The following is an 18,857-nucleotide window of genomic DNA, read 5'->3' on the forward strand; positions in this document are numbered from 1 at the left end:
GCTTGCAGGTGACGGCGACGTTCTGCTTGAAGACGCCAGAGGCGGGATCGGCAGCTCGTCGGATCTCGTGAGCGCCATGGCAATCGGTGCAGGTTGCGGCAGTGAGATTGCCTTTCTGTAGGATGGCCAAACAGGAGACAGGACAGGGGGCGGTGCGAAGCATCGCGAATCAGGTATTTGATGTTTTCCCCTACAGCGCCACGGTAACCCAGGTAATGATATTGTGACAAGAGGCAGTTGAACAGCGCATAATCCTCCGATTTGAGGCTTACAACCGTGATCCGAAGGGGAATCAATGCCTTGAGACTGTCGCTGATCCCTTCCTTTCGATATGGAACAGATGGATAAGAAGGACGGGACGTAAAAGTAAGTTTCCCCTGGCGGGGAGGCAACACAATAGAGCCAGCTCGCTCCAGTTTCAGCAGGAGGCTGCGGCAGGCCATGTCTTTGTATTGCCCTGTGGGACTTTGCCAGTTCCACAACCTGCAAATCTCCAAAGAGAGGCGGGTGCGGTGCCAGTCGGGGTTGGCAGTAAGCAGCTGTCGGATTTGCTGGACATTTACGGTCATGGATTGTTCCATGCCGTGGAATATCACATAAAAAAACGCGTGAGTCCAGCAAAAATGAAGGGGTTCATGAAACTTTTTTAAGGGGTATTCCGTCAGGAAGAAATCACACCTGTTTTATTACTCCATGCTCAGTAGCGGCAAATTATGTGCCGAACAGTATTGGGACAGACACTATTATCGTGACGATTCGTGATGTTCGCGGTCATGATCGTGCATGCCACGGATTGCTCGGATCGTTACACCCGGCCACCCGCATCATTTGACGCAACGAGGGAATTATCACCAGGCGGTCTTTCGAAACGACAGCGATTCGAAGGCACACGCTGACAGAGCGATCACTGCAAGGGGATGGGGCCATCTGGGAAGTGGGCAGGATAACTGGGACGAGTAATACGCGTGTTGCAGAGGAGAAGACCAAGAAAGGATCTCAATAAATAGTGTCTGTCCCTATATTTCCAGCGTGGAGGTCCAGTTCGTACCATCCCTTACAAGACGAGAAGGCGAACAATCGCATTGAGAGCGACGAGGTATGGCGCGCAGACGCGCCACACCTCGGGCCTCATGCGTAACGTTATGCCTCGTGAGGTCCAGAGATGCCTGAACCATTGACGCCAAGTTCAAGCCTAGTGTCGGAGTATCTTGACAAGTGGGAACAGCTAGAAAATTACAAACTCCAAGAGGCTTCTTTGGGTCTGCTCTTTCATGGCCTGTGCCCCGAAAACAAACAAATTGAGCATGTGCTACTGAAGGTCAGCACCCTTAATGACTTTTACAACACCAATATTTTTGACACATATTCGGTAGCCAAGCACATCCTCAAGAAAGATATAGATGCTCAGCTCGGGGCAAACGATTATTTCTTGGTAAATGACATTGCGAAGATTTCAATAAAAGGTAAAACAAGAAATTTCTATTCGTTCGCCTCGAAGTATTGCAGTCATCACAAACCGAATAACTATCCGATCTTTGACTCATTCATTGAGAAGATGTTGCTGCACTATAAATCAACGGACAGATTCAATGGCTTCAATAAAGGTGATCTCAAAAATTACGTACACTTTATCGAGATCATCAAAAGCTTTCAGAGCTTCTACAAGCTGGAGAGCTTTTCTCTGAGGCAAATAGACAATTTCTTGTGGTTGGCGGGGAAAGAATGGTTCCCGAGAAACTACAAACGAGGCTTAACCAATCGCTCTACGGGACGCGTAACAGCGGCGCGCCCGTGAGCTCAACCGTTCAGCGGGAATCGAAATAATAGGAAAATAATAGGGACAGACACTATTATCGCGACGATTCGTGGTGGTTACGGTCATGATCGTGCATGCCACGTATCTGAATCGCAGCATCCGGCCACCTGTATCATGTGACGCAACGAGGGAATGATCGCCAGGCGATCTTTCGGAACGACAGCGATTCGAAGGCGCACGATGACAGAGCGGCCACTGCGAAGAGACGGGTTCATCCGGGAGGTGCGCAGGAAACTGGACGAGTGGGACACGTATTGCAGAGGGGAAGACCAAGAAAGGATTTCAAGAAAGAGTGTCTGTCCCTGTACCCGTGTATAAGTGACACCATAGCGTCTTGACGTTAAGATGCTATTCTTGCTCATGGAGGTGATGACCATGAGTGAACCAGTCAAGCGCTCCACTGTCTACTTCAGTCCGGATCTGCATCGAGCTCTTCGCATAAAGGCTGCCCATACCCAGCGCACGGTGTCCGATCTCGTCAATGATGCTGTGCGCATGGCCCTCCGCGAGGATCAAGAAGACTTGGCTGCCTTCGTCGAGCGACAGGCGGAACTCGTGATGACCTACGAGGATCTCTTGAGAGACCTGAAGTCTCATGGGAAGATTTAGCCTGGTCTTCAAGAAATCAGTCGCCAAGGATCTTCAAGGGATTCCGAAGGAGGACGTTTCCCGGCTCCTGAAATGCTTTGAGGTATTAGCGGAAGATCCACACGGGAAAGGGTGCGAGAAGTTGTCCGGACAGGAGAGGTATCGGCTTCGCCAAGGTTCATACCGTATCGTCTACGAGATCCAGGGTGATGTTCTCGTTGTGATCGTTGTTACGGTCGGGCGCCTGCGCGACGTCTACAGGCGCAGGTAACCCGCGCGGCAGAATCGGACCGGCTTTGCCGGGCGTTCAGCCGCAACATCCGGCTTCCTCGCTTTATTCCATCAGTTCCTCCCCATCATCTTCATCCTCACCAGGGTAATAGCATGTGTATGCCCTGCCTGGCGGCGCTGGTGAAATCTGCTTGCGGAGTGGGAGCCGCTTTGATAGCCTCGCCCTGACACGGATTCGGGGCCTGCTATACATAGTTATACGTGGCAACAATGGACGTCATTGATTAGAAAATCCCCCCCCACCCGTCCCCTCCCCCCCGAATCGGGTCCGGGGCAGGCTCTCCGAGGGGGGAGGGTTGGGTACACCGCAGGCGCATGGGGTATTCCCGCGAAAATGAGAATCCACACCTTGGATCCGCGCTTTCGCGGGGATGGATTCCCCCGTATCAAGTACGGGGCAGGCTTGTCAATCCCGGAATGACACACTGCCTGAGACGTATGCCCTCGTGTATACAAGGAGGAAGATGATGGCGGCAAAGAAGATTCTGATGCTTGTGGGGGATTTTGTTGAGGACTACGAGGCGATGGTTCCCTTTCAGATGTTGACCATGGTCGGGCATACGGTTCACACGGTCTGCCCCGGCAAGAAGGCCGGCGACACTGTGCGGACAGCCGTCCACGACTTCGAGGGGGACCAGACGTACAGCGAGAAGCGGGGTCACAACTTCGCCCTCAACGCCACCTTCGCCAAGATCAGGCCCAAGAATTACGACGCCCTGGTGATTCCGGGAGGACGGTCGCCGGAATACCTTCGCTTGAACGAGCAGGTGCTCGACATCGTCCGACACTTTGCGAAGGAGAACAAACCTATCGCCTCCATTTGTCATGGACAGCAACTCTTGACGGCGGCCGGTGTCGTGGAGGGCAAGCGCTGCACCTCCTATCCGGCCGTGAGGCCTGAGCTGATCCGAGCCGGCGCCAAGTGGGAAGAGGTGAACGCTACCTTCTCCAATGCGTGTGTATATGGTACCCTTGTCACAGCCGCAGCTTGGCCAGGCCATCCTGAATGGATGCGCAAGTTTCTGGATGTGTTAGGCACCAAGATCGAGCCTTAAATATCATCGTGAATCGTAACTACTCAGGTGTTTAGGCTGTAGGCTGAGGGCTGTTAGTCATTGCGCACGGACCGAATCAAGGCGCACTGCGTCGGCCAGTTCAAACGCTCTGAGCTTGGTATGGTCTCGCATGGTGCGTTCCTACAGTCTAAAAGCCTACAGTCTATCTACCTGAGTAGTTACCGTGAATCGTCTCAACTCTCGACGGTTAGGCCTGACCAAGTGACAGAGGAGTCGCCCCCTTGATAAAACTAAGGATCGCTGTACTGTTTCTCGCGGTTGTAGTGATCACAGGGATTGCAGGGTATCGCTTCCTTGAGGGGTATACGTGGTTTGAGGCCTTCTATATGACGATCATCACCATCTCAACGGTGGGATTTCAAGAGGTAAGACCCTTGAGCTCGACCGGTAGGCTCTTCACGATCGGGCTCCTCTTTGCCGGCCTGGGGGTGGTTCTCTATACAGCAGGAACTGTTACCGCAAAAATCGTGGAGGGGGAGTTCCAGCAGTTCTTCGGGAGGAGGAGAATGGAGAAGCAAATCGACGCCCTGACAAACCACTATCTCGTGTGCGGCTATGGTCGTATCGGGGAGGTGATCTGCCGCGAGTTGGCTTCAAAGCCTGTCCCGTTTGTAGTCATTGAGCTGGAGGAAGAGCGGGTCCGCAGGGTGGAGGAGGCGGGCCACCTGTTGCTCAAGGGGGATGCCACCGATGAGAAGGTCCTCCTGGTTGCCGGGGTGATAAGGGCCAAAGGTCTCTTCGCCACCATGCCGGTCGATGCGGACAATGTCTTTATGGTCCTCACGGCCAAGGATCTCAACCCCTCCATCTTTGTAGTAGCCAGGGCCGAGACGGAGCGTAGCGAAAAGACCCTCGTCCACGCAGGGGCCGATAAGGTTATTTCGCCCTACGCAATGGGGGGACACCGCATGGCTCAGGCGGCCCTCCGCCCCGCCGTGGTGGACATCATTGAATTGGCCACGCACTATCAAAGCCTGGAACTGCAGCTTGAGGAGATTGTGGTGCCACCGGGGTCTCCCTGCGAGGGGGTCACGCTGCGTGACTCCGGGCTACGCCAGGAGCCGGGGGTGATTGTGGTAGCGATCAAGCGGGCATTGGGTGGCATGATCTTTAATCCCTCCGCAGATGAAAAGATTGAGGCCGGGGATAGCCTTGTCGCCCTGGGAGAGGTTGCCCGCCTGAGGTGGTTGGAACGGCGAGTAGAATTGACTTCTTCAACATAAAAGATGCGTTTTCAACATGGTGAGAGTGCGGAGCAGGGGACATGATGATGCGGTGGGAGGAGACGATGTCTGGCCCCTGGTTCTGGGGGTGGGGAATCCTCTGGATGGTGATGATTACGGCCTTCTGGCTCCTCATCCTGTTGGTGCTGGTGCTGGCGGTTCGCTGGCTCTGGCAGGCTGGTTCCGGGATCCGCTCCGTCCAGCCACCGGAGGAATCAGCCCAGGAGATCCTCAAGAAGCGGTATGCCAGGGGCGAGATTGGGAAGGAAGAGTTCGAAACCAAGAAGCGCGATTTACTGTGATAGGACAGACAGGATGATGCCAAGGTTGCACGATCGCTCGAAGCCTTCCGGGTCCATCGTCAGGCCATTCGACAGCAAGGTGTTGAGTTATACCCCCCTGTTATTCGCCGTGTTGCCTTTTCTTGTGTTGTACATAGACGGCCCCGTCAAGACCTTCATCCTGTCGGTGCAGAGCGATTGGGGGCTGATGGTTGCGAGTGCGATCACCGCCCTCGGGTATGGCCCAGTGGCTGCCGCCGTGGCTGTGACCCTTTTGGTCATCGGCCTGAAGGCTGGAAAGCATCGAGAGGCCACCGTGGGCAAATTCGGATTACTTGCGGTGATCCTCGGTGGCCTCTCCAGTCAGATCATGAAAAACCTGTTTTGCCGATCCCGTCCCCTTGCTGAAAAGTCGGGCCAGTTTTTTGTCGATTTTCCTTGCTTGGGTAAAGGTTCCGGCCTCATCTCCTTCCCCTCCGGCCATTCTGTGACCGCCTTTGCCCTGGCATGTGTGCTCTCCCGCGCCTATCCCAGGTGGACGTTTCTCTTCTACGGGCTGGCCGTCCTGGTCGCCCTCTCCAGGATCTATCTCGCCAAGCATTTCCCCTCTGATGTTGTGGCCGGGGCCGCAATCGGCCTCTTGGCAGGTTGGATCGTCTGTCGGTTTGCGGCCTTTTCCCTTGTGCATGGGCACACCTGAGAAGGCGACACCAGCCGTCACTAGCTCCCGCCGATGGGTTCGAGAAGTCGCTGTGACGACCCTCCTCCTTGGTGTCGGCCTGCTGCTCTTCTTCTATCGCCTGGATTCGCTCTACCTGTTCGACGCAGATGAGCCGGCCTACGCGGAGGCGGCGAGGGAGATGCTGATCTCGGGAGACTGGATCACACCCCACTTTAATTTCCAGCCTCGCTTCGATAAACCGATCTTATTCTACTGGCTGATCGCGCTGGCCTACAAAAGCTTCGGGATCGGCGAGTACGCGGCCCGCTTCTGGTCTGCCGCCTTTGCTGCCGGCCTCACGGCGTCGATCTACCTATTCGGACGGCAACTGCTTGGCCGGCGGGGCGCATGCATTGCCGCTCTGGCCTTTGCCACGAACGTCGGGACCATCGTTCTGGGGCGGGCGGCGGTCACCGACATGACGCTCGCCTTTTGCATGACCTGGGCACTCTTCTGTTTTTTCGATGTCTATCGGGCTACAGACAAGACGCACGAGAGCCTCCTCTTTGTTGGATATCTGGCTGTGGCGCTCGCCGTTCTCACGAAGGGCCCGATCGGCCTTTTGCTTCCTGGGCTGGTTATCGGCCTGTTTCTGATCATTCGTAGAAAGGTCCGAGCGACTCTTTCCAGGCTTCGGCTGCTCAGCGGCCTTGCGCTGTTTACCGTGATCGCCCTTCCATGGTACGTCTTGGTCCTGCGCGAGAACGGATGGACGTTTGTTCAAGGATTCTTTGTACAACACCACCTGAACCGCTATCTCGGTGTAGTGTCAAGCCATGTCGGGGGCCCCCTGTATTTCTTGCCGGTGGTCGCCCTCGGCTATTTTCCGTGGAGCGGAACGCTGCCCAATGCCTTTGGTCATCTCTGGGCTATCCGAAGTCGATTACGTGATGAACTAACCGGACGACAGGAATTGTTACTCTTTTTATGGGTCTGGTGTGGTGTCGTCGTGCTCTTTTTCTCATTCTCCCACACGAAACTCCCGTCCTATATCTTCCCCGCTGTCCCTGCGCTCGCCTTGCTGACAGGGGCTGCGGGAGAGGCCGCCATCGACGAACGACAGCAGGGATGGAGGTGGGAGAGGGCATGTGACTGGCTCGTGGGTGGGATGGCCTGTTCACTTGCCGTGATCCTCCTCTTCCTACCATCAATTGCTGATCGTATCCGCCTCCGCGAGGCGCCTGATATTCCCCCATTTGATTTTGGGCTGGCGCCTTACGTGCTGGCTGTCCTCCTCCTGGTTGGACTTGGCCTTGCGCTAGTAGCCAGGCGAAGAGGGCAGGGGGATATGGCAGTGGCCGCGACGGCGGTCACGATGATCCTGAGCATCGTGCTGGCCGTGCATCAGGTTGCCCCGGCCATACAGGAGAGTCTTCAGAAGTCTCTCCACGATTTCGCCATTATCGCCAGGCAAGAGCTTCGCCACGGTGACATCCTGGTGGCCTATGACCTGAACGCACCCAGCCTTGTATTTTACTCAAAACGACAAGTCGCGATCATCAAGAGGGGAGAGGAAGCCGGGTTTCACGGTCTTGCCGTCTCTTATGGGCGGCTCTTCATCGTAGCCAAGGCCGCCGCAGAGACTCGCTTGCAACAGGTCCCGGATATTTTCCCCTTGGACAGGCGAGGGGGGTATGTCCTATACTCTAATCGTTACAGTCCGTGAGATTGGTCTGGTTGACGTGGAGGCGCGCGTGTGATTGCCGAGACGATTCTCTCTCCTGTTACTTCTGAACTCGCCCTGGTCGAGGAGCGGCTGCTCCAGGACATAGGCGGCGATGTAGAGTTGATCTCCGAGATTATCCGGTATGTGCTCAAGAGCGGCGGTAAACGGGTCCGACCTGCGCTGCTGCTGCTTTCGGCAAAGCTCTGCGGCTATTGTGGCGGCTCTCGTAACATTGAGCTTGCGGTGGCGGCAGAGTATATGCACGCTGCCACGCTTATCCATGATGATATCATCGATCGTGCCGACAAGCGCCGCGGACTCCCGTCGGCGAATAATGCCTGGGGTCCTCAGATCTCCGTGCTGGCCGGCGATTTCCTCTATGCCAGATCGATTCAGATCCTGGTGACAGATGGTGACTTGGCTGTCTTACAGACCTTTGCCGACGCGACGGTTCGGATGATTGAGGGTCAGGTGCGCGAGGTTCAGATGGCCGGAAACCTCGACCTCACTTATAACGAGTATCTGAACATCATGACGTTAAAGACCGCTGCCCTGATCTCAGCCGCTTGCAGGACTGGCGCCCTGATCGCCGATAGACCAGCGGAGGATGTGGCTGCGTTAACCGAGTTCGGCTTGAATGTGGGGATCGGGTTCCAGTTGGTCGATGACGCGCTGGATTTTGTCGCCGAGGAGTACCGGCTGGGTAAGCCGGTAGGGAACGATTTCAAAGAGGGAAAGATGACGTTTCCGGTGCTCCATGTGATGCGGACAGGCTCGGAGGCCGATAAGGGCAGGATCAGAGAGTTGGTCGCGCAGGAGACCATCGGAGAGTCTGATCTGGCAGAGGTAAAGGCGATAATGGAACGGTATGGCGCCGTTGCGGCCACGATGGAGCTCGTTCGCAACTACCTCAAGAAAGCCAAGGCATCCCTTGGTAGCTTTCCGGATTCGGACGCCAAACGTTCGCTTGTCCTGATGGTCGATTTTATAGGAGATCGAGACTGGTGATCACTGGCTTACTTCCCATGAGGGTGCTCCTGCTGCGCCGCCTTCCTTCCGAGCTGCTCTACAGCTTGCCGTCAGCGTTCTTGCTGAACGCTGGCGACTGAGTTCTTAGTATCAATGGCGACCAACCTGCAACAGATTCGTAACTTCTCCATCATTGCGCACATCGATCATGGAAAGTCAACCCTGGCCGACCGGATCCTGGAGGCCACTGGGGCGCTGCAGCCACGTGAGATGGAGGCCCAGGTCCTGGATCATATGGATCTAGAGCGGGAACGGGGTATTACCATCAAGGCGAAGGCCGTTCGCCTCCACTACAAGCGGCAGGGCGAGCAAGAGTATATCCTGAACCTGATCGACACTCCCGGCCATGTGGACTTTTGCTACGAGGTTTCGAGAAGCCTCTCCGCGTGTGAGGGCGCGCTGCTCGTGATCGATGCCGTCCAGGGGGTGGAGGCGCAGACGCTCGCCAATGTCCATCTCGCCATGGAACATGACCTGACCATCATCCCGGTTATTAACAAGATTGATCTGCCGAATGCCGATGTTGCCCGGGTAAAGATGCAGATAGAGGAGACCCTGGCCATCGATGCCTCCGAGGCGATCCTGTGCAGCGCCAAACAGGGGATCGGCACTGAGGAGGTGATCGAAGCGGTCATCAAGCGGATCCCGCCTCCCAAAGGATCCCCGGACGCTCCTCTGAAAGCGCTGATTTTTGACTCTTCATTCGATCCGTACCAAGGCGTGGTCATGTATGTCCGGCTGTACGATGGGCAGGTGCGCCACGGGACGAGGATACTCCTGATGTCCACCGGTGTTGCGTTCGAGGTGTTACAGGTCGGCGTCTTCACCCCTCAGATGCGCCCGGCAGATCTCCTGTCAGCCGGAGAGGTAGGGTACATCATTGCCGGTATCAGGGATGTGCGTCACACCAGGGTAGGGGATACCATTACTGCCGTAGACAGACCTACAACCACGGCCCTGCCTGGCTTCAAAGAGGTCCGGCCTATGGTGTTTGCCGGTCTGTACCCGACCGAGAGCGAACAGTACCAGGAAATGAAGGAGGCATTGGAGAAGCTTCGCCTCAACGATTTTTCCTTTAGTTTTGAGCCGGAGACCTCGCTCGCCCTCGGCTTTGGTTTCCGGTGTGGTTTCCTTGGCTTGCTCCACATGGAGATCATCCAGGAGCGACTGGAGCGCGAGTTCGACCTGACGCTGATTACTACCGCTCCGACGGTAGTATACCGAGTGGTCAAGAGAGACGGAACCGTTGTTGAGGTGGATAACCCCAGTGACCTTCCTCTTACGCAGCAGATCGAACGGGTTGAGGAGCCATACATCAAGGCCTCCATCATGGCGCCTGGTGAGTATATTGGGCCAATCTTTGGGCTCTGTCAGGAGAAGCGTGGGATTCAACGCGGCGTCGAGTACATGGAAGGTGGTCGAATCCTCATTACCTACGACCTCCCGCTCAATGAGATCGTCATGGATTTCTACGACCGGCTGAAGTCTGCCACCCGCGGCTACGCCTCCCTGGACTATGAATTTCTCGATTATCGGGAGGGCCAGTTGGCGAAGCTGGATATCCTGGTTAACGATGAGCCGGTTGACGCACTTTCTTGCATCGTCCCGAAGGAGCAGGCACACCTGAGGGGCCGGATGCTGGCGGAACGGATGAGGGAGCTGATCCCGAGGCAGCTCTTCGAGGTGGTAATTCAGGCTGCGCTTGGCGGCAAGGTCATCGCGCGGGAGACCGTGCGTCCCCTGCGTAAAAATGTGACGGCCAAATGCTATGGCGGGGACATCAGCCGCAAGCGAAAGCTGCTTGAGCGCCAGAAGGAGGGGAAACGCCGGATGAAGCAGGTGGGCAGGGTCGAGATTCCACAGGAGGCCTTCATGGCGGCGCTGAAGGTGAAAAGCCCATGACGCGGCAGACGATGGATGAGACGACAAAGAAGGATCAGGAGCCCACTTCGCAGCCAGGCGCGAAACCGGAGAAGTCGGTCATTCGGCAATATTCCGAGGCCGTCATCATTGCCATTATCCTGGCGCTGGTGATCAGAAGTTTTATAATCCAAGCCTTCAAAATCCCCTCTGGATCGATGCTCCAGACGCTGCAGATCGGCGATCACATCATGGTCAATAAGTTCCTGTATTGGTTTACCGATACGCAGCATGGGGACATTATCGTGTTCAAGTATCCCCAGGATGAGGAGAGAGACTTCATTAAGCGAGCGGTCGCCCTGCCAGGTGATAAGATGGAGATACGGGGAAAACAGGTCTACATCAACGATAAGCCTATCGCTGAGCCGTACGCGGTTCACCTGGATCCTGACATCATCGAGAAATCGAGTTCGCCTCGGGACAATTTCGGTCCGGTCGTGGTTGCGCCGGGTCAACTCTTCATGATGGGCGATAACCGGGACTACAGCATGGATAGCAGATTCTGGGGCTTTCTTGACATGAAGAAGATCAAGGGGAAAGCTTTTATTATCTACTGGTCGTGGGATCACGAGCGCTTCAGGCCCCGCTGGGAGCGAATCGGGATGTTAGTCCGATGAAGGCAGTTTCGAGTTTCAAGTTTCGAGTTTCGAGTTCTAACTCTGCCATAGACCCGAAACCCGAAACCAGAAACCCGAAACCCTTCGGTTTATACATCCATATCCCCTATTGCCTGTCACGCTGTCATTACTGCGATTTCAACACCTATCGTCTTGATGACGCTCACGTACAGCAGTATCTGGATGGGCTTGCGCAAGAGATAACGCTCCGCGCCTCCGCTATGGCGATCCGAGACCGGCGGGTCTGTTCCGTCTTCTTTGGCGGCGGGACGCCCTCAATACTGCAGGCATCGCAACTCATCGGCATCCTCGACCACTGTCGAGCCGCCTTCACCTTCGAGGATGGCGTAGAGGTCAGCCTCGAGGCCAACCCCGGGACGGTGGACCTTCCGAAGCTTCGTACGCTGTGGGAGGGCGGGGTGACCCGTCTGAGTGTAGGGGTTCAAGCTGTTCAGGACCGACTCCTCCAGCGGATCGGTCGTGCTCATGCTGCCTGCGAGGCTAAACGGGCTTTCTGGCTGATGCGTGAGGCCGGCTTCAGCAACATTAACCTGGACTTAATGTTCGGCCTGCCCGGTCAGAGTATCGGTGACTGGTCGGAGACCCTTGACTGGGCCATCAGCGTGGGTCCTGAACATGTCTCTCCCTACGGGCTGATCCTTGAAGAGGGGACACCTCTGCACCAGGAGCATCGCCAAGGGGAGATTGGGCTACCCGACGAAGAGGCGGAGGCAGTGATGTACGGGATGGCCGTGGACCGGCTGCTTGACGCCGGCTTTGAGCATTACGAAATCTCAAACTTTGCGCGTCCCGGCTTCCGTTGTCGCCACAATCTGGTTTACTGGCACCACCAGGAATACCTCGGCATGGGGGCGGGAGCTCACTCATTCCTTGCCGGGCGCCGGTTTTATAACGAGTTACTGCCTGCAAGCTACGTGCGCGCCATTAGCGAGCGTGGGACAGCCGTAGCCGGCGACGAAGAGCTTTCCGCTGAGATGCTGCGATCTGAGCGTCTAATGTTGGGGCTTCGGCTCCGGGCCGGACTGGACGTGCAGGTATTCAAGGACGTACTTAGCATTGAAGATCTCTCTGCGTCTGATCGAGTTACCCGTCTCCTGGATGATGGGTTTCTTCGCGTGAAGGAGGGGCGGGTGCAGATCACAGAGCGAGGGCTCCTCGTGGCCAATGAACTGATTGTCCAGCTCCTCTGATTCGTAACTATAAGGTGTTTAGGCTGAAGGCTGAAGGCTGTTAGTCGTTGCGCATGGACCGAATCAAGGCGCCCAGATTTATCTTGGTCTCCATCATGTTCGCGTCGCATTCAGAAAACGCCTGGCTCATCCGTACGCGTTCCTACAGTCTAACAGCCTACAGTCTATCTGCCTGAGTAGCTACTCTGATTCTCTAGCGTACGACCGATGGCAAATCCGCTTGACATTAGTGGCTGTTTGTCTTTAGTATTTTTCAACACGTGGCACTCTCCTTAAAGAAGTGCCACGGGTTGAAAGAAGGGCAAGGAAAGGGGGTAGAGGGGGGCTGATGGGGGCGCATGGACTTACTCCAAGGGAGTGTCAGATTCTGAAGGTGATTATCCATGACTACATCACCTCCGGGGAGCCTGTAGGTTCCCGAAGTGTCGCCAGACGCCATCTGGGCCACCTCAGCTCTGCTACTATCCGCAATGTTATGGCGGACCTTGAGGATGTAGGTTATCTCTCTCAACCGCACGCTTCAGCCGGTAGGATCCCAACCGATTCCGGGTATCGCTTCTACGTTGATAGCCTCATGCAGCGCCCTAAATTATCGAGGGTAGAGGAAAGCCGTATCGAGCAAGGGATCCGTCCGAGTCATGGTGAGGCCGAAGAATTGGTGCAGGGAGTCAGCCGAATCCTCTCCGATCTATCGCGATACGCTTCCGTAGTTCTTGCGCCAAAGTTTGCTCAGAACACCTGGCGACGCATTAACTTTGTCCACCTCAATCGGGAGCGGATCCTGGTAGTCCTCATGGCTGATTCCGGGCTCGTACGGCAGAAGGTGATCGCTATCGATGAGCTGATCGAGCAGCCGGAGCTGGATCGGATCTCTAACTACCTGAACAGTGTATTGGGCGGGGTTACCCTTCACGAGGTGAGGAAGAGGATCATGGCCCGGATGGCCGAGGAGCGGGATGAGTTCAACCGTCTGATGCAGCGCGCTCTGGAGCTCAGCAACAAGACGCTGGAAGGTGAGGAAGAGCACGTCTATATTGGAGGGACGGCCAACATCGCTCATCAGCCGGAGTTTGCCGACGTAAAAACGATGAAGAACATCTTCGCGGCCTTCGAAGAAAAATCAAAGCTGGTGAAAATCCTTGATTACTGCCTCACCCAGGAGGGGTTAAGGATTATCATCGGTCGCGAGAGTGAAGTCAGAGAGATGCGCGAGCTCAGCCTGATTGCCGCGCCGTACAAGAGCGGGGATCATGTCGTTGGCGTGCTCGGAATCGTGGGACCGAAACGGATCGCCTACGACCGTATGGCAGCCCTAGTCGATTGCACCGCCAGGCTCGTCAGTAAGCTCCTGACAGAGGCCGATGTGTAGCCTGTTCTCAAGAGTGATGGGGCGCTGTGTAGCCTGACGGACCGATCTGCCGAATTTACCGATGGTAACTACAAGGTGTTTAGACTGAAGACTGAAGGTTCTAAATTATCTCGCAAGGCACGAATCGAGTCATTCAAGACCTTTTCGGAGTTTTGTATGATCACGCATGGCTTACTCCTAAAAGCCTTCAGCCTTCAGTCTATCTACCTGAGTAGTTACCACCGATGAACGAAAGGGAACCGATCAGATAATGGATCAAGAAAACGAAGAAGCCAAAGCGCCGACAAGCGATAACGTCCAGGAGAGCCCTGTCGCCCCCACGACCGAGCTAGAGTTGACGATCGACAAGCTACAGGCCGTTCTCAAGGAAAAGATTGCTGAGGTAGAGTCGCTCAACGACCGCCTCCTTCGCCTGCAGGCGGAGTTTGAGAACTACAAGAAGCGAGCGGCCCGCGAGCGGGGCGAGTTCGTGAGGTTCGCGAACGAAGGACTACTTTTAGAGCTGCTGCCTGTGGGGGACAGTCTGGAGCATGCTGCTGCCACGACCAGGTCTGGAGCAGACGCTCAAGGCGTTGCCGAAGGCCTCGATGTCATTCGGCGGCTTTTTCAGGCAACATTGGAGAAGGTAGCGGTGAAGGCCATCGAGGCGTTGGGGCATGAGTTCGATCCGAACTTCCATCAGGCTGTGATTCAGGTAGAGTCGACTGATGGACTGGACAACATCGTGGTCGAAGAGGTCCGAAAGGGGTACCTCCTGGAAGGACGTTTGCTGCGGCCGGCGATGGTAAAGGTATCGAAGGGAGCAGTTCCGAGTTCCGAGTTCCGAGTTTCGAGTGTCGATGAGGATGAACCCGAAACCCGGAGCCCGGAATCCGGCATATATGAGCCATGAGCAAGCGTGACTACTACCAGGTGCTGGGGGTGGATCGGGAAGCCCCTTCCGATGAGATTAAACGAGCCTATCGTCGGCTGGCCCATAAGTATCACCCTGATAAGAACTCTGGAGATAAGGCATCGGAGGAGCAGTTCAAAGAGGCCGCGGAAGCCTATGAGATTCTGAATAACCCTGAGAAACGAGCGGCCTATGACCGGTTCGGAGCTGCCGGCGAAGGGGCTGGCTTAGGGGGTTTTGGCGATGCCAGGGTTGGGTCTGTGTTCGAGGATCTTTTCGATGGGTTCTTTGGAGGGTCTACTCGACGGGCTGCCTCCCGAGGCGCCGATCTTCGTTACAACCTTGAGATCAGTCTTGAGGAAGCGGTCATCGGGACGGCGAAAGAGATCACCATCCCCCGCTTGGAGCCCTGCGGCGTCTGCAAGGGGAATGGCGCGAAGCCCGGAACATCCCCAACCGCTTGTCGTTCCTGTCGCGGCAGCGGCCAGGTCCGGTACTCGCAAGGCTTTCTAACGATCAGCCAGACCTGCTCGGCTTGCCGAGGCGAGGGGCGTGTCATCGAACATCGATGCCGGGACTGTAGAGGCACGGGGCGGTCACGGTCCAATCGGTCCCTTACAGTGAAGATTCCTGCGGGTGTGGATACGGGGATGCGCTTGAAACTTCAAGGTGAGGGCGAGGAAGGTCCTCAGTGGGGGGATCGAGGCGATCTGTATGTCGTCATTACCGTGAAGGAGCACCCGCTCTTCTCACGGAACGGCGACGACCTCTACTGTGAGGTCCCCGTCAGGTTTGTTCAGGCAGCCTTGGGGGCCGAGTTAGAGATTCCGAGCTTTTTCGGAAAGACGAAGCTCAAGATTCCACCCGGGACCCAGTCCGGCGCTGAGTTCCGCATTCGTGGGAAGGGCGTGGCAGGCGTGCGCGGTAATAGCTTGGGAGACCTTGCGGTCAGGATCGTCGTCGAGGTACCAAGGAAGCTTACTACGCAGCAGCGCGAGTTACTAGAGGCCTACGCTGAGCTGGAGGGCGGAGAAGAGGGCCATCTGGTTACGAGCTTCTTTGAGAAGGTCAAAAGCCTTTTTGGCTGATCCTTGCCGTGGCCTGCCACGCTCCGATTTCACATCCCAGTGATCGTTCTCAAAACTGGCCCTTGCCCTCGCCCCGCTATACACCTGCCAGGTAAATGAACTGCCCCGCAGCAAGCTGCGGGGTATTGTCTTCTGTCCTAGCCCGTCATTCCGTGCTTGACACGGAATCCAGTCGGGCCCTCTGGATACCGGCTTCCGCCGGTATGACGAACTCGCGGCAAGCCGCGGGGAATGAACCCCCAGGTAATCCAACTAAACGGCTCGATCTGTCTAAAGGACGCTAATCCATGGCAGGTAGATTGCTGCATCTTATCGACGGGAGTTCCTACCTGTTTCGGGCCTACCACGCGCTTCCACCCCTCACTAATGGCGAGGGGGTTCCGACCGGCGCCGTATACGGTTTCACCAAGATGCTTCTGAAGATTATCCGGGACGAGCGTCCAGAGGCCATGGTCGTAGTCTTCGATTCTGGGGGACCGACCGAACGACATGCGCGATTCGCTGACTACAAGGCCAATCGCGCGCAGATGCCAGACGATCTGAGCCGTCAGCTTCCCTATGTCCATCGGGTGGTGGAGGCGATGCGAATCCCGCTCCTGATGCAACAGGGGCAAGAGGCTGACGATCTGATCGGCTCGTTGGCGAAACAGGCCGCGGCACAGGATTTTCACGTGACTATTGCGACGAGTGATAAGGATATGCTCCAACTCGTTGGACCCGCAATTCGGGTCTATGATTGGATGAAGGAGAAGGTCTACGGCGAAGCGGAGGTCCTGGAGCGCTTCGGTGTGCCCCCCGGTCAGGTGGTGGAGGTGATGGGACTGATGGGCGATCCGATCGACAACATCCCTGGCGTACACGGGATCGGGGAGAAGACCGCCAGGAGCCTCATCCAGCAATTCGGGAGCATCGAAGAGACTATTACTCGCTTACATGAGATCAAGTCCGCAAAGGTCCGGGAGATTCTGAGGTGTCAGGTCGAGCAGGCCCGTCTCAGCCGGGATCTGGCCAGCATCATGACAGATCTCCATGTGAAGCTGGACCTGGGGCAGGTGGCGCTGCAGGCGCCTGACCACCTTGCTCTACAGGCCCTCTTTCGGGAGCTGGAGTTCACAGAGCTTCAGCGGGCGTTTACCCCTGTGACTTCGCGTAGCTGTCTCCGCATGGTCGTTATTGATCGCGAGGAGGGGATCGACGATGCCGCCAGGGAACTCCTGGCCTCCGACAGCGTGGCCATTGCCGTCGCATTCAGTGGCGGCGGGACGGCTGATGGGGAACTCTATGGGCTTACCTTCTGCAAAGAGTCTGATGTTGTCCTCTGCCTCCTTCCATGCCCAACTCCTGGGTCTTCTCTTGAGTGCCTGCGACCTGTCCTGGCGGGCGAGGAACCAGCAAAGATCGGCCACGACCTCAAGCGGACCATGGCTGCCCTTGCGAAGGAGGGCATCGTCCTGGGAGGGATCTCCTTCGACACGATGGTGGCTTCCTATCTCCTGAACCCCACCAGATCGGATCACTCCCTTGCTGCTGTGGTGCTGGAGCAGTTGGGGGTAGTGGGTCCTGCGTCGGTTTCCAAAGGCACGGAGGGGGAGGACAGGCGGGAGGAGGCAGTGAGGCGGGCGGCCGAGGAGGCTCACCTTGCGTGGCAACTCAAAAATGTGTTGCTTCCGAAACTTGAGCAGTCAGGGCTGCTGCCGCTGTTTAAAACGATCGAGATGCCGTTGATCGAGGTCTTAGCCTCGATGGAGGAAGTCGGGTGCAGGGTTGATACCGACCAACTCGGCGAGCTGGGCAAGGAGCTGGAGATCCAGCTCGGCCAGGTCGAGTCGCGGATCTTCGCCCTGGCGGGCGAGCGATTCAACATCAATTCACCTAAGCAGTTGGCGGATGTGTTATTTCAGCGACTAAAGCTTAAGCCGCTCAAGCGGACCAAGACCGGCTATTCTACCAATGTGGAGGTACTTCAGCGGTTGGCCATGACTCACGAGCTACCTGCCGAGGTCCTGAATTACCGGAGTCTCGCGAAACTCAAATCGACCTATGTTGATGTGCTGCTCAGGCTTGCTGATCGCGTGAGCGGTCGAATTCATACATCGTTCAATCAGACGGTGACCGCCACAGGACGCCTGAGCTCCAGCGAGCCCAACCTCCAGAATATCCCCATCCGCAGCGAGGTTGGGCGGCGAATCCGACAGACTTTCATCGCCTCGAAGGGTCAGTGGCTCTTGTCGGCCGACTATTCCCAGATCGAGCTGCGGATCCTGGCGCACCTTTCACAGGACCAGGCTTTAATCGCTGCCTTCACGGCAGGGGCTGATGTGCACCGCAGCACTGCAGCCGAGATATTCGGGGTGCAGTCGGCGGAGATGCGACGACGGGCAAAGGTGATCAACTTTGGCATCATCTACGGGATGAGTCCCTTTGGCCTGGCCTCGGAACTCGATATACCACAGGAGGAAGCCGCTCTGTACATCGAGCGCTATTTCCAGACATATCGCGGTGTCAAGGCATTTATCGACCGGACGGTCCATGAAGCCAGGGAGATCGGCTTCGTGAGTACGCTCTGGGGACGCCGCCGGGCTATCCCGGAACTCAAGAGCTCCGACCATGTGGTTCGACAACTTGGGGAGCGGTTAGCAGTGAACACGCCGATTCAGGGATCTGCCGCAGACCTGATCAAGGTCGCGATGATCGCCATCTTCCGACGCCTGAGGTTGGAAAGGTTGGGGACCAGGATGATTCTTCAGATCCACGATGAGCTGTTGTTCGAGGTGCCCGACGCTGAGTTGGACGTCGCCAAGCGGGTGGCCACCGAAGAGATGGAGCGGGCAGCCACGCTCCGCGTTCCCCTGAAGGTAGACCTCGGGGTTGGGACAAACTGGGCTGAGGCCCATGCCTAGCGAGCAACACCCCATGCAGCCCCAGCCGCACCACGGCGTACGAAAAGGCAGCTCCACCCCCCATCCTTACCTTTCCCCCCGGATCGAGTCCGGGGCAGGCTCTCATGGGGTGAAGGGGCACCTCACGCGGACTCCTCCCCCCTCGGAGGGGGAGGATACAGGTGGGGGG

17 protein-coding genes are annotated in these 18,857 nt (G+C 56.5%); 16 read left to right on the top strand and 1 reads right to left on the bottom strand.

The genetic code is table 11. The annotated features are described in order from the left end of the window. Positions 1–581: Druantia anti-phage system protein DruA (locus CLG94_RS13990; protein ID WP_121592139.1), on the bottom strand; the 581-nt coding region annotated here is incomplete at its 3' end. A 581-nt stretch (positions 582–1,162) separates the two neighbouring features. Between CLG94_RS13990 and CLG94_RS06380 the strand changes: the two genes are divergently transcribed. The 16 genes from CLG94_RS06380 (at position 1,163) to polA (ending at position 18,688) form a co-directional block, all read left to right on the top strand. Next, a complete protein-coding gene (locus CLG94_RS06380; RefSeq protein WP_107562035.1) occupies positions 1,163–1,795 on the top strand; it encodes an HI_0787 family protein in 633 nt (210 codons plus the stop codon). 396 nt (positions 1,796–2,191) lie between these two features. Next, the gene (locus tag CLG94_RS06385) at positions 2,192–2,425 is read left to right on the top strand and encodes an RH3 domain-containing protein (protein ID WP_107562057.1); all 234 of its coding nucleotides are present in this window, start codon (positions 2,192–2,194) and stop codon (positions 2,423–2,425) included. Then, on the top strand, positions 2,412–2,675 hold the full coding sequence (locus CLG94_RS06390) for a type II toxin-antitoxin system RelE family toxin (protein WP_107562036.1): 264 nt from the start codon (positions 2,412–2,414) through the stop codon (positions 2,673–2,675). Before CLG94_RS06385 ends, CLG94_RS06390 begins: the two co-directional genes overlap by 14 nt. Positions 2,676–3,162: 487 nt before the next feature. Beyond that, positions 3,163–3,750: a DJ-1/PfpI family protein gene (locus tag CLG94_RS06395; protein ID WP_107562058.1), complete on the top strand. Its 588-nt coding sequence runs from the start codon at positions 3,163–3,165 to the stop codon at positions 3,748–3,750. A gap of 242 nt (positions 3,751–3,992) precedes the next feature. Continuing rightward, on the top strand, positions 3,993–4,994 hold the full coding sequence (locus tag CLG94_RS06400; RefSeq protein WP_107562037.1) for a potassium channel family protein: 1,002 nt from the start codon (positions 3,993–3,995) through the stop codon (positions 4,992–4,994). 41 nt (positions 4,995–5,035) lie between these two features. After that, positions 5,036–5,296 (top strand): SHOCT domain-containing protein, encoded by a 261-nt coding sequence (locus CLG94_RS06405; protein ID WP_239993150.1) that lies wholly within the window; start codon positions 5,036–5,038, stop codon positions 5,294–5,296. 13 nt (positions 5,297–5,309) lie between these two features. Beyond that, positions 5,310–5,975, top strand: coding sequence for a phosphatase PAP2 family protein (locus tag CLG94_RS06410; protein ID WP_239993151.1), 666 nt, complete (start codon positions 5,310–5,312; stop codon positions 5,973–5,975). Between the two features lie 52 nt (positions 5,976–6,027). Further along, complete coding sequence (locus tag CLG94_RS06415) at positions 6,028–7,662, top strand: ArnT family glycosyltransferase (RefSeq protein ID WP_161954059.1); 1,635 nt, start codon at positions 6,028–6,030, stop codon at positions 7,660–7,662. Positions 7,663–7,692: 30 nt separating this feature from the next. Beyond that, positions 7,693–8,670: a polyprenyl synthetase family protein gene (locus CLG94_RS06420; RefSeq protein ID WP_107562039.1), complete on the top strand. Its 978-nt coding sequence runs from the start codon at positions 7,693–7,695 to the stop codon at positions 8,668–8,670. A gap of 114 nt (positions 8,671–8,784) precedes the next feature. Continuing rightward, positions 8,785–10,593: a translation elongation factor 4 gene (lepA, locus tag CLG94_RS06425; protein ID WP_107562040.1), complete on the top strand. Its 1,809-nt coding sequence runs from the start codon at positions 8,785–8,787 to the stop codon at positions 10,591–10,593. After that, complete coding sequence (gene lepB / locus CLG94_RS06430; protein ID WP_107562041.1) at positions 10,590–11,228, top strand: signal peptidase I; 639 nt, start codon at positions 10,590–10,592, stop codon at positions 11,226–11,228. The genes lepA and lepB overlap by 4 nt, the downstream gene beginning before the upstream one ends. Continuing rightward, on the top strand, positions 11,225–12,439 hold the full coding sequence (gene hemW / locus CLG94_RS06435; protein ID WP_107562042.1) for a radical SAM family heme chaperone HemW: 1,215 nt from the start codon (positions 11,225–11,227) through the stop codon (positions 12,437–12,439). Before lepB ends, hemW begins: the two co-directional genes overlap by 4 nt. Positions 12,440–12,767: 328 nt before the next feature. Then, positions 12,768–13,808, top strand: a complete 1,041-nt coding sequence (gene hrcA, locus CLG94_RS06440) for a heat-inducible transcriptional repressor HrcA (RefSeq protein ID WP_107562043.1) — start codon at positions 12,768–12,770, stop codon at positions 13,806–13,808. A gap of 250 nt (positions 13,809–14,058) precedes the next feature. After that, on the top strand, positions 14,059–14,700 hold the full coding sequence (grpE, locus tag CLG94_RS06445) for a nucleotide exchange factor GrpE (protein ID WP_107562044.1): 642 nt from the start codon (positions 14,059–14,061) through the stop codon (positions 14,698–14,700). After that, entirely contained in the window at positions 14,697–15,788 is a 1,092-nt protein-coding gene (gene dnaJ, locus CLG94_RS06450; protein ID WP_107562045.1) for a molecular chaperone DnaJ, read from the top strand. The genes grpE and dnaJ overlap by 4 nt, the downstream gene beginning before the upstream one ends. A 287-nt stretch (positions 15,789–16,075) precedes the next feature. After that, positions 16,076–18,688 carry a DNA polymerase I gene (gene polA / locus CLG94_RS06455; RefSeq protein WP_107562046.1) on the top strand — a complete coding sequence of 871 codons (2,613 nt, stop codon included), beginning with the start codon at positions 16,076–16,078 and terminating at the stop codon, positions 18,686–18,688. Positions 18,689–18,857 lie beyond the last annotated feature (169 nt).

This window comes from Candidatus Methylomirabilis limnetica, from assembly GCF_003044035.1.
GTDB classification, from domain to species: Bacteria; Methylomirabilota; Methylomirabilia; order Methylomirabilales; family Methylomirabilaceae; genus Methylomirabilis; species Methylomirabilis limnetica.

Coding starts and splice junctions, on each gene's coding strand:
- CLG94_RS06380 (WP_107562035.1), top strand. CDS start 1,163: ATGCCTGAACCATTGACGCCAAGTTCAAGCCTAGTGTCGGAGTATCTT.
- CLG94_RS06385 (WP_107562057.1), top strand. CDS start 2,192: ATGAGTGAACCAGTCAAGCGCTCCACTGTCTACTTCAGTCCGGATCTG.
- CLG94_RS06390 (WP_107562036.1), top strand. CDS start 2,412: ATGGGAAGATTTAGCCTGGTCTTCAAGAAATCAGTCGCCAAGGATCTT.
- CLG94_RS06395 (WP_107562058.1), top strand. CDS start 3,163: ATGGCGGCAAAGAAGATTCTGATGCTTGTGGGGGATTTTGTTGAGGAC.
- CLG94_RS06405 (WP_239993150.1), top strand. CDS start 5,036: ATGATGATGCGGTGGGAGGAGACGATGTCTGGCCCCTGGTTCTGGGGG.
- CLG94_RS06410 (WP_239993151.1), top strand. CDS start 5,310: ATGATGCCAAGGTTGCACGATCGCTCGAAGCCTTCCGGGTCCATCGTC.
- lepA (WP_107562040.1), top strand. CDS start 8,785: ATGGCGACCAACCTGCAACAGATTCGTAACTTCTCCATCATTGCGCAC.
- lepB (WP_107562041.1), top strand. CDS start 10,590: ATGACGCGGCAGACGATGGATGAGACGACAAAGAAGGATCAGGAGCCC.
- hemW (WP_107562042.1), top strand. CDS start 11,225: ATGAAGGCAGTTTCGAGTTTCAAGTTTCGAGTTTCGAGTTCTAACTCT.
- hrcA (WP_107562043.1), top strand. CDS start 12,768: ATGGGGGCGCATGGACTTACTCCAAGGGAGTGTCAGATTCTGAAGGTG.
- grpE (WP_107562044.1), top strand. CDS start 14,059: ATGGATCAAGAAAACGAAGAAGCCAAAGCGCCGACAAGCGATAACGTC.
- dnaJ (WP_107562045.1), top strand. CDS start 14,697: ATGAGCAAGCGTGACTACTACCAGGTGCTGGGGGTGGATCGGGAAGCC.
- polA (WP_107562046.1), top strand. CDS start 16,076: ATGGCAGGTAGATTGCTGCATCTTATCGACGGGAGTTCCTACCTGTTT.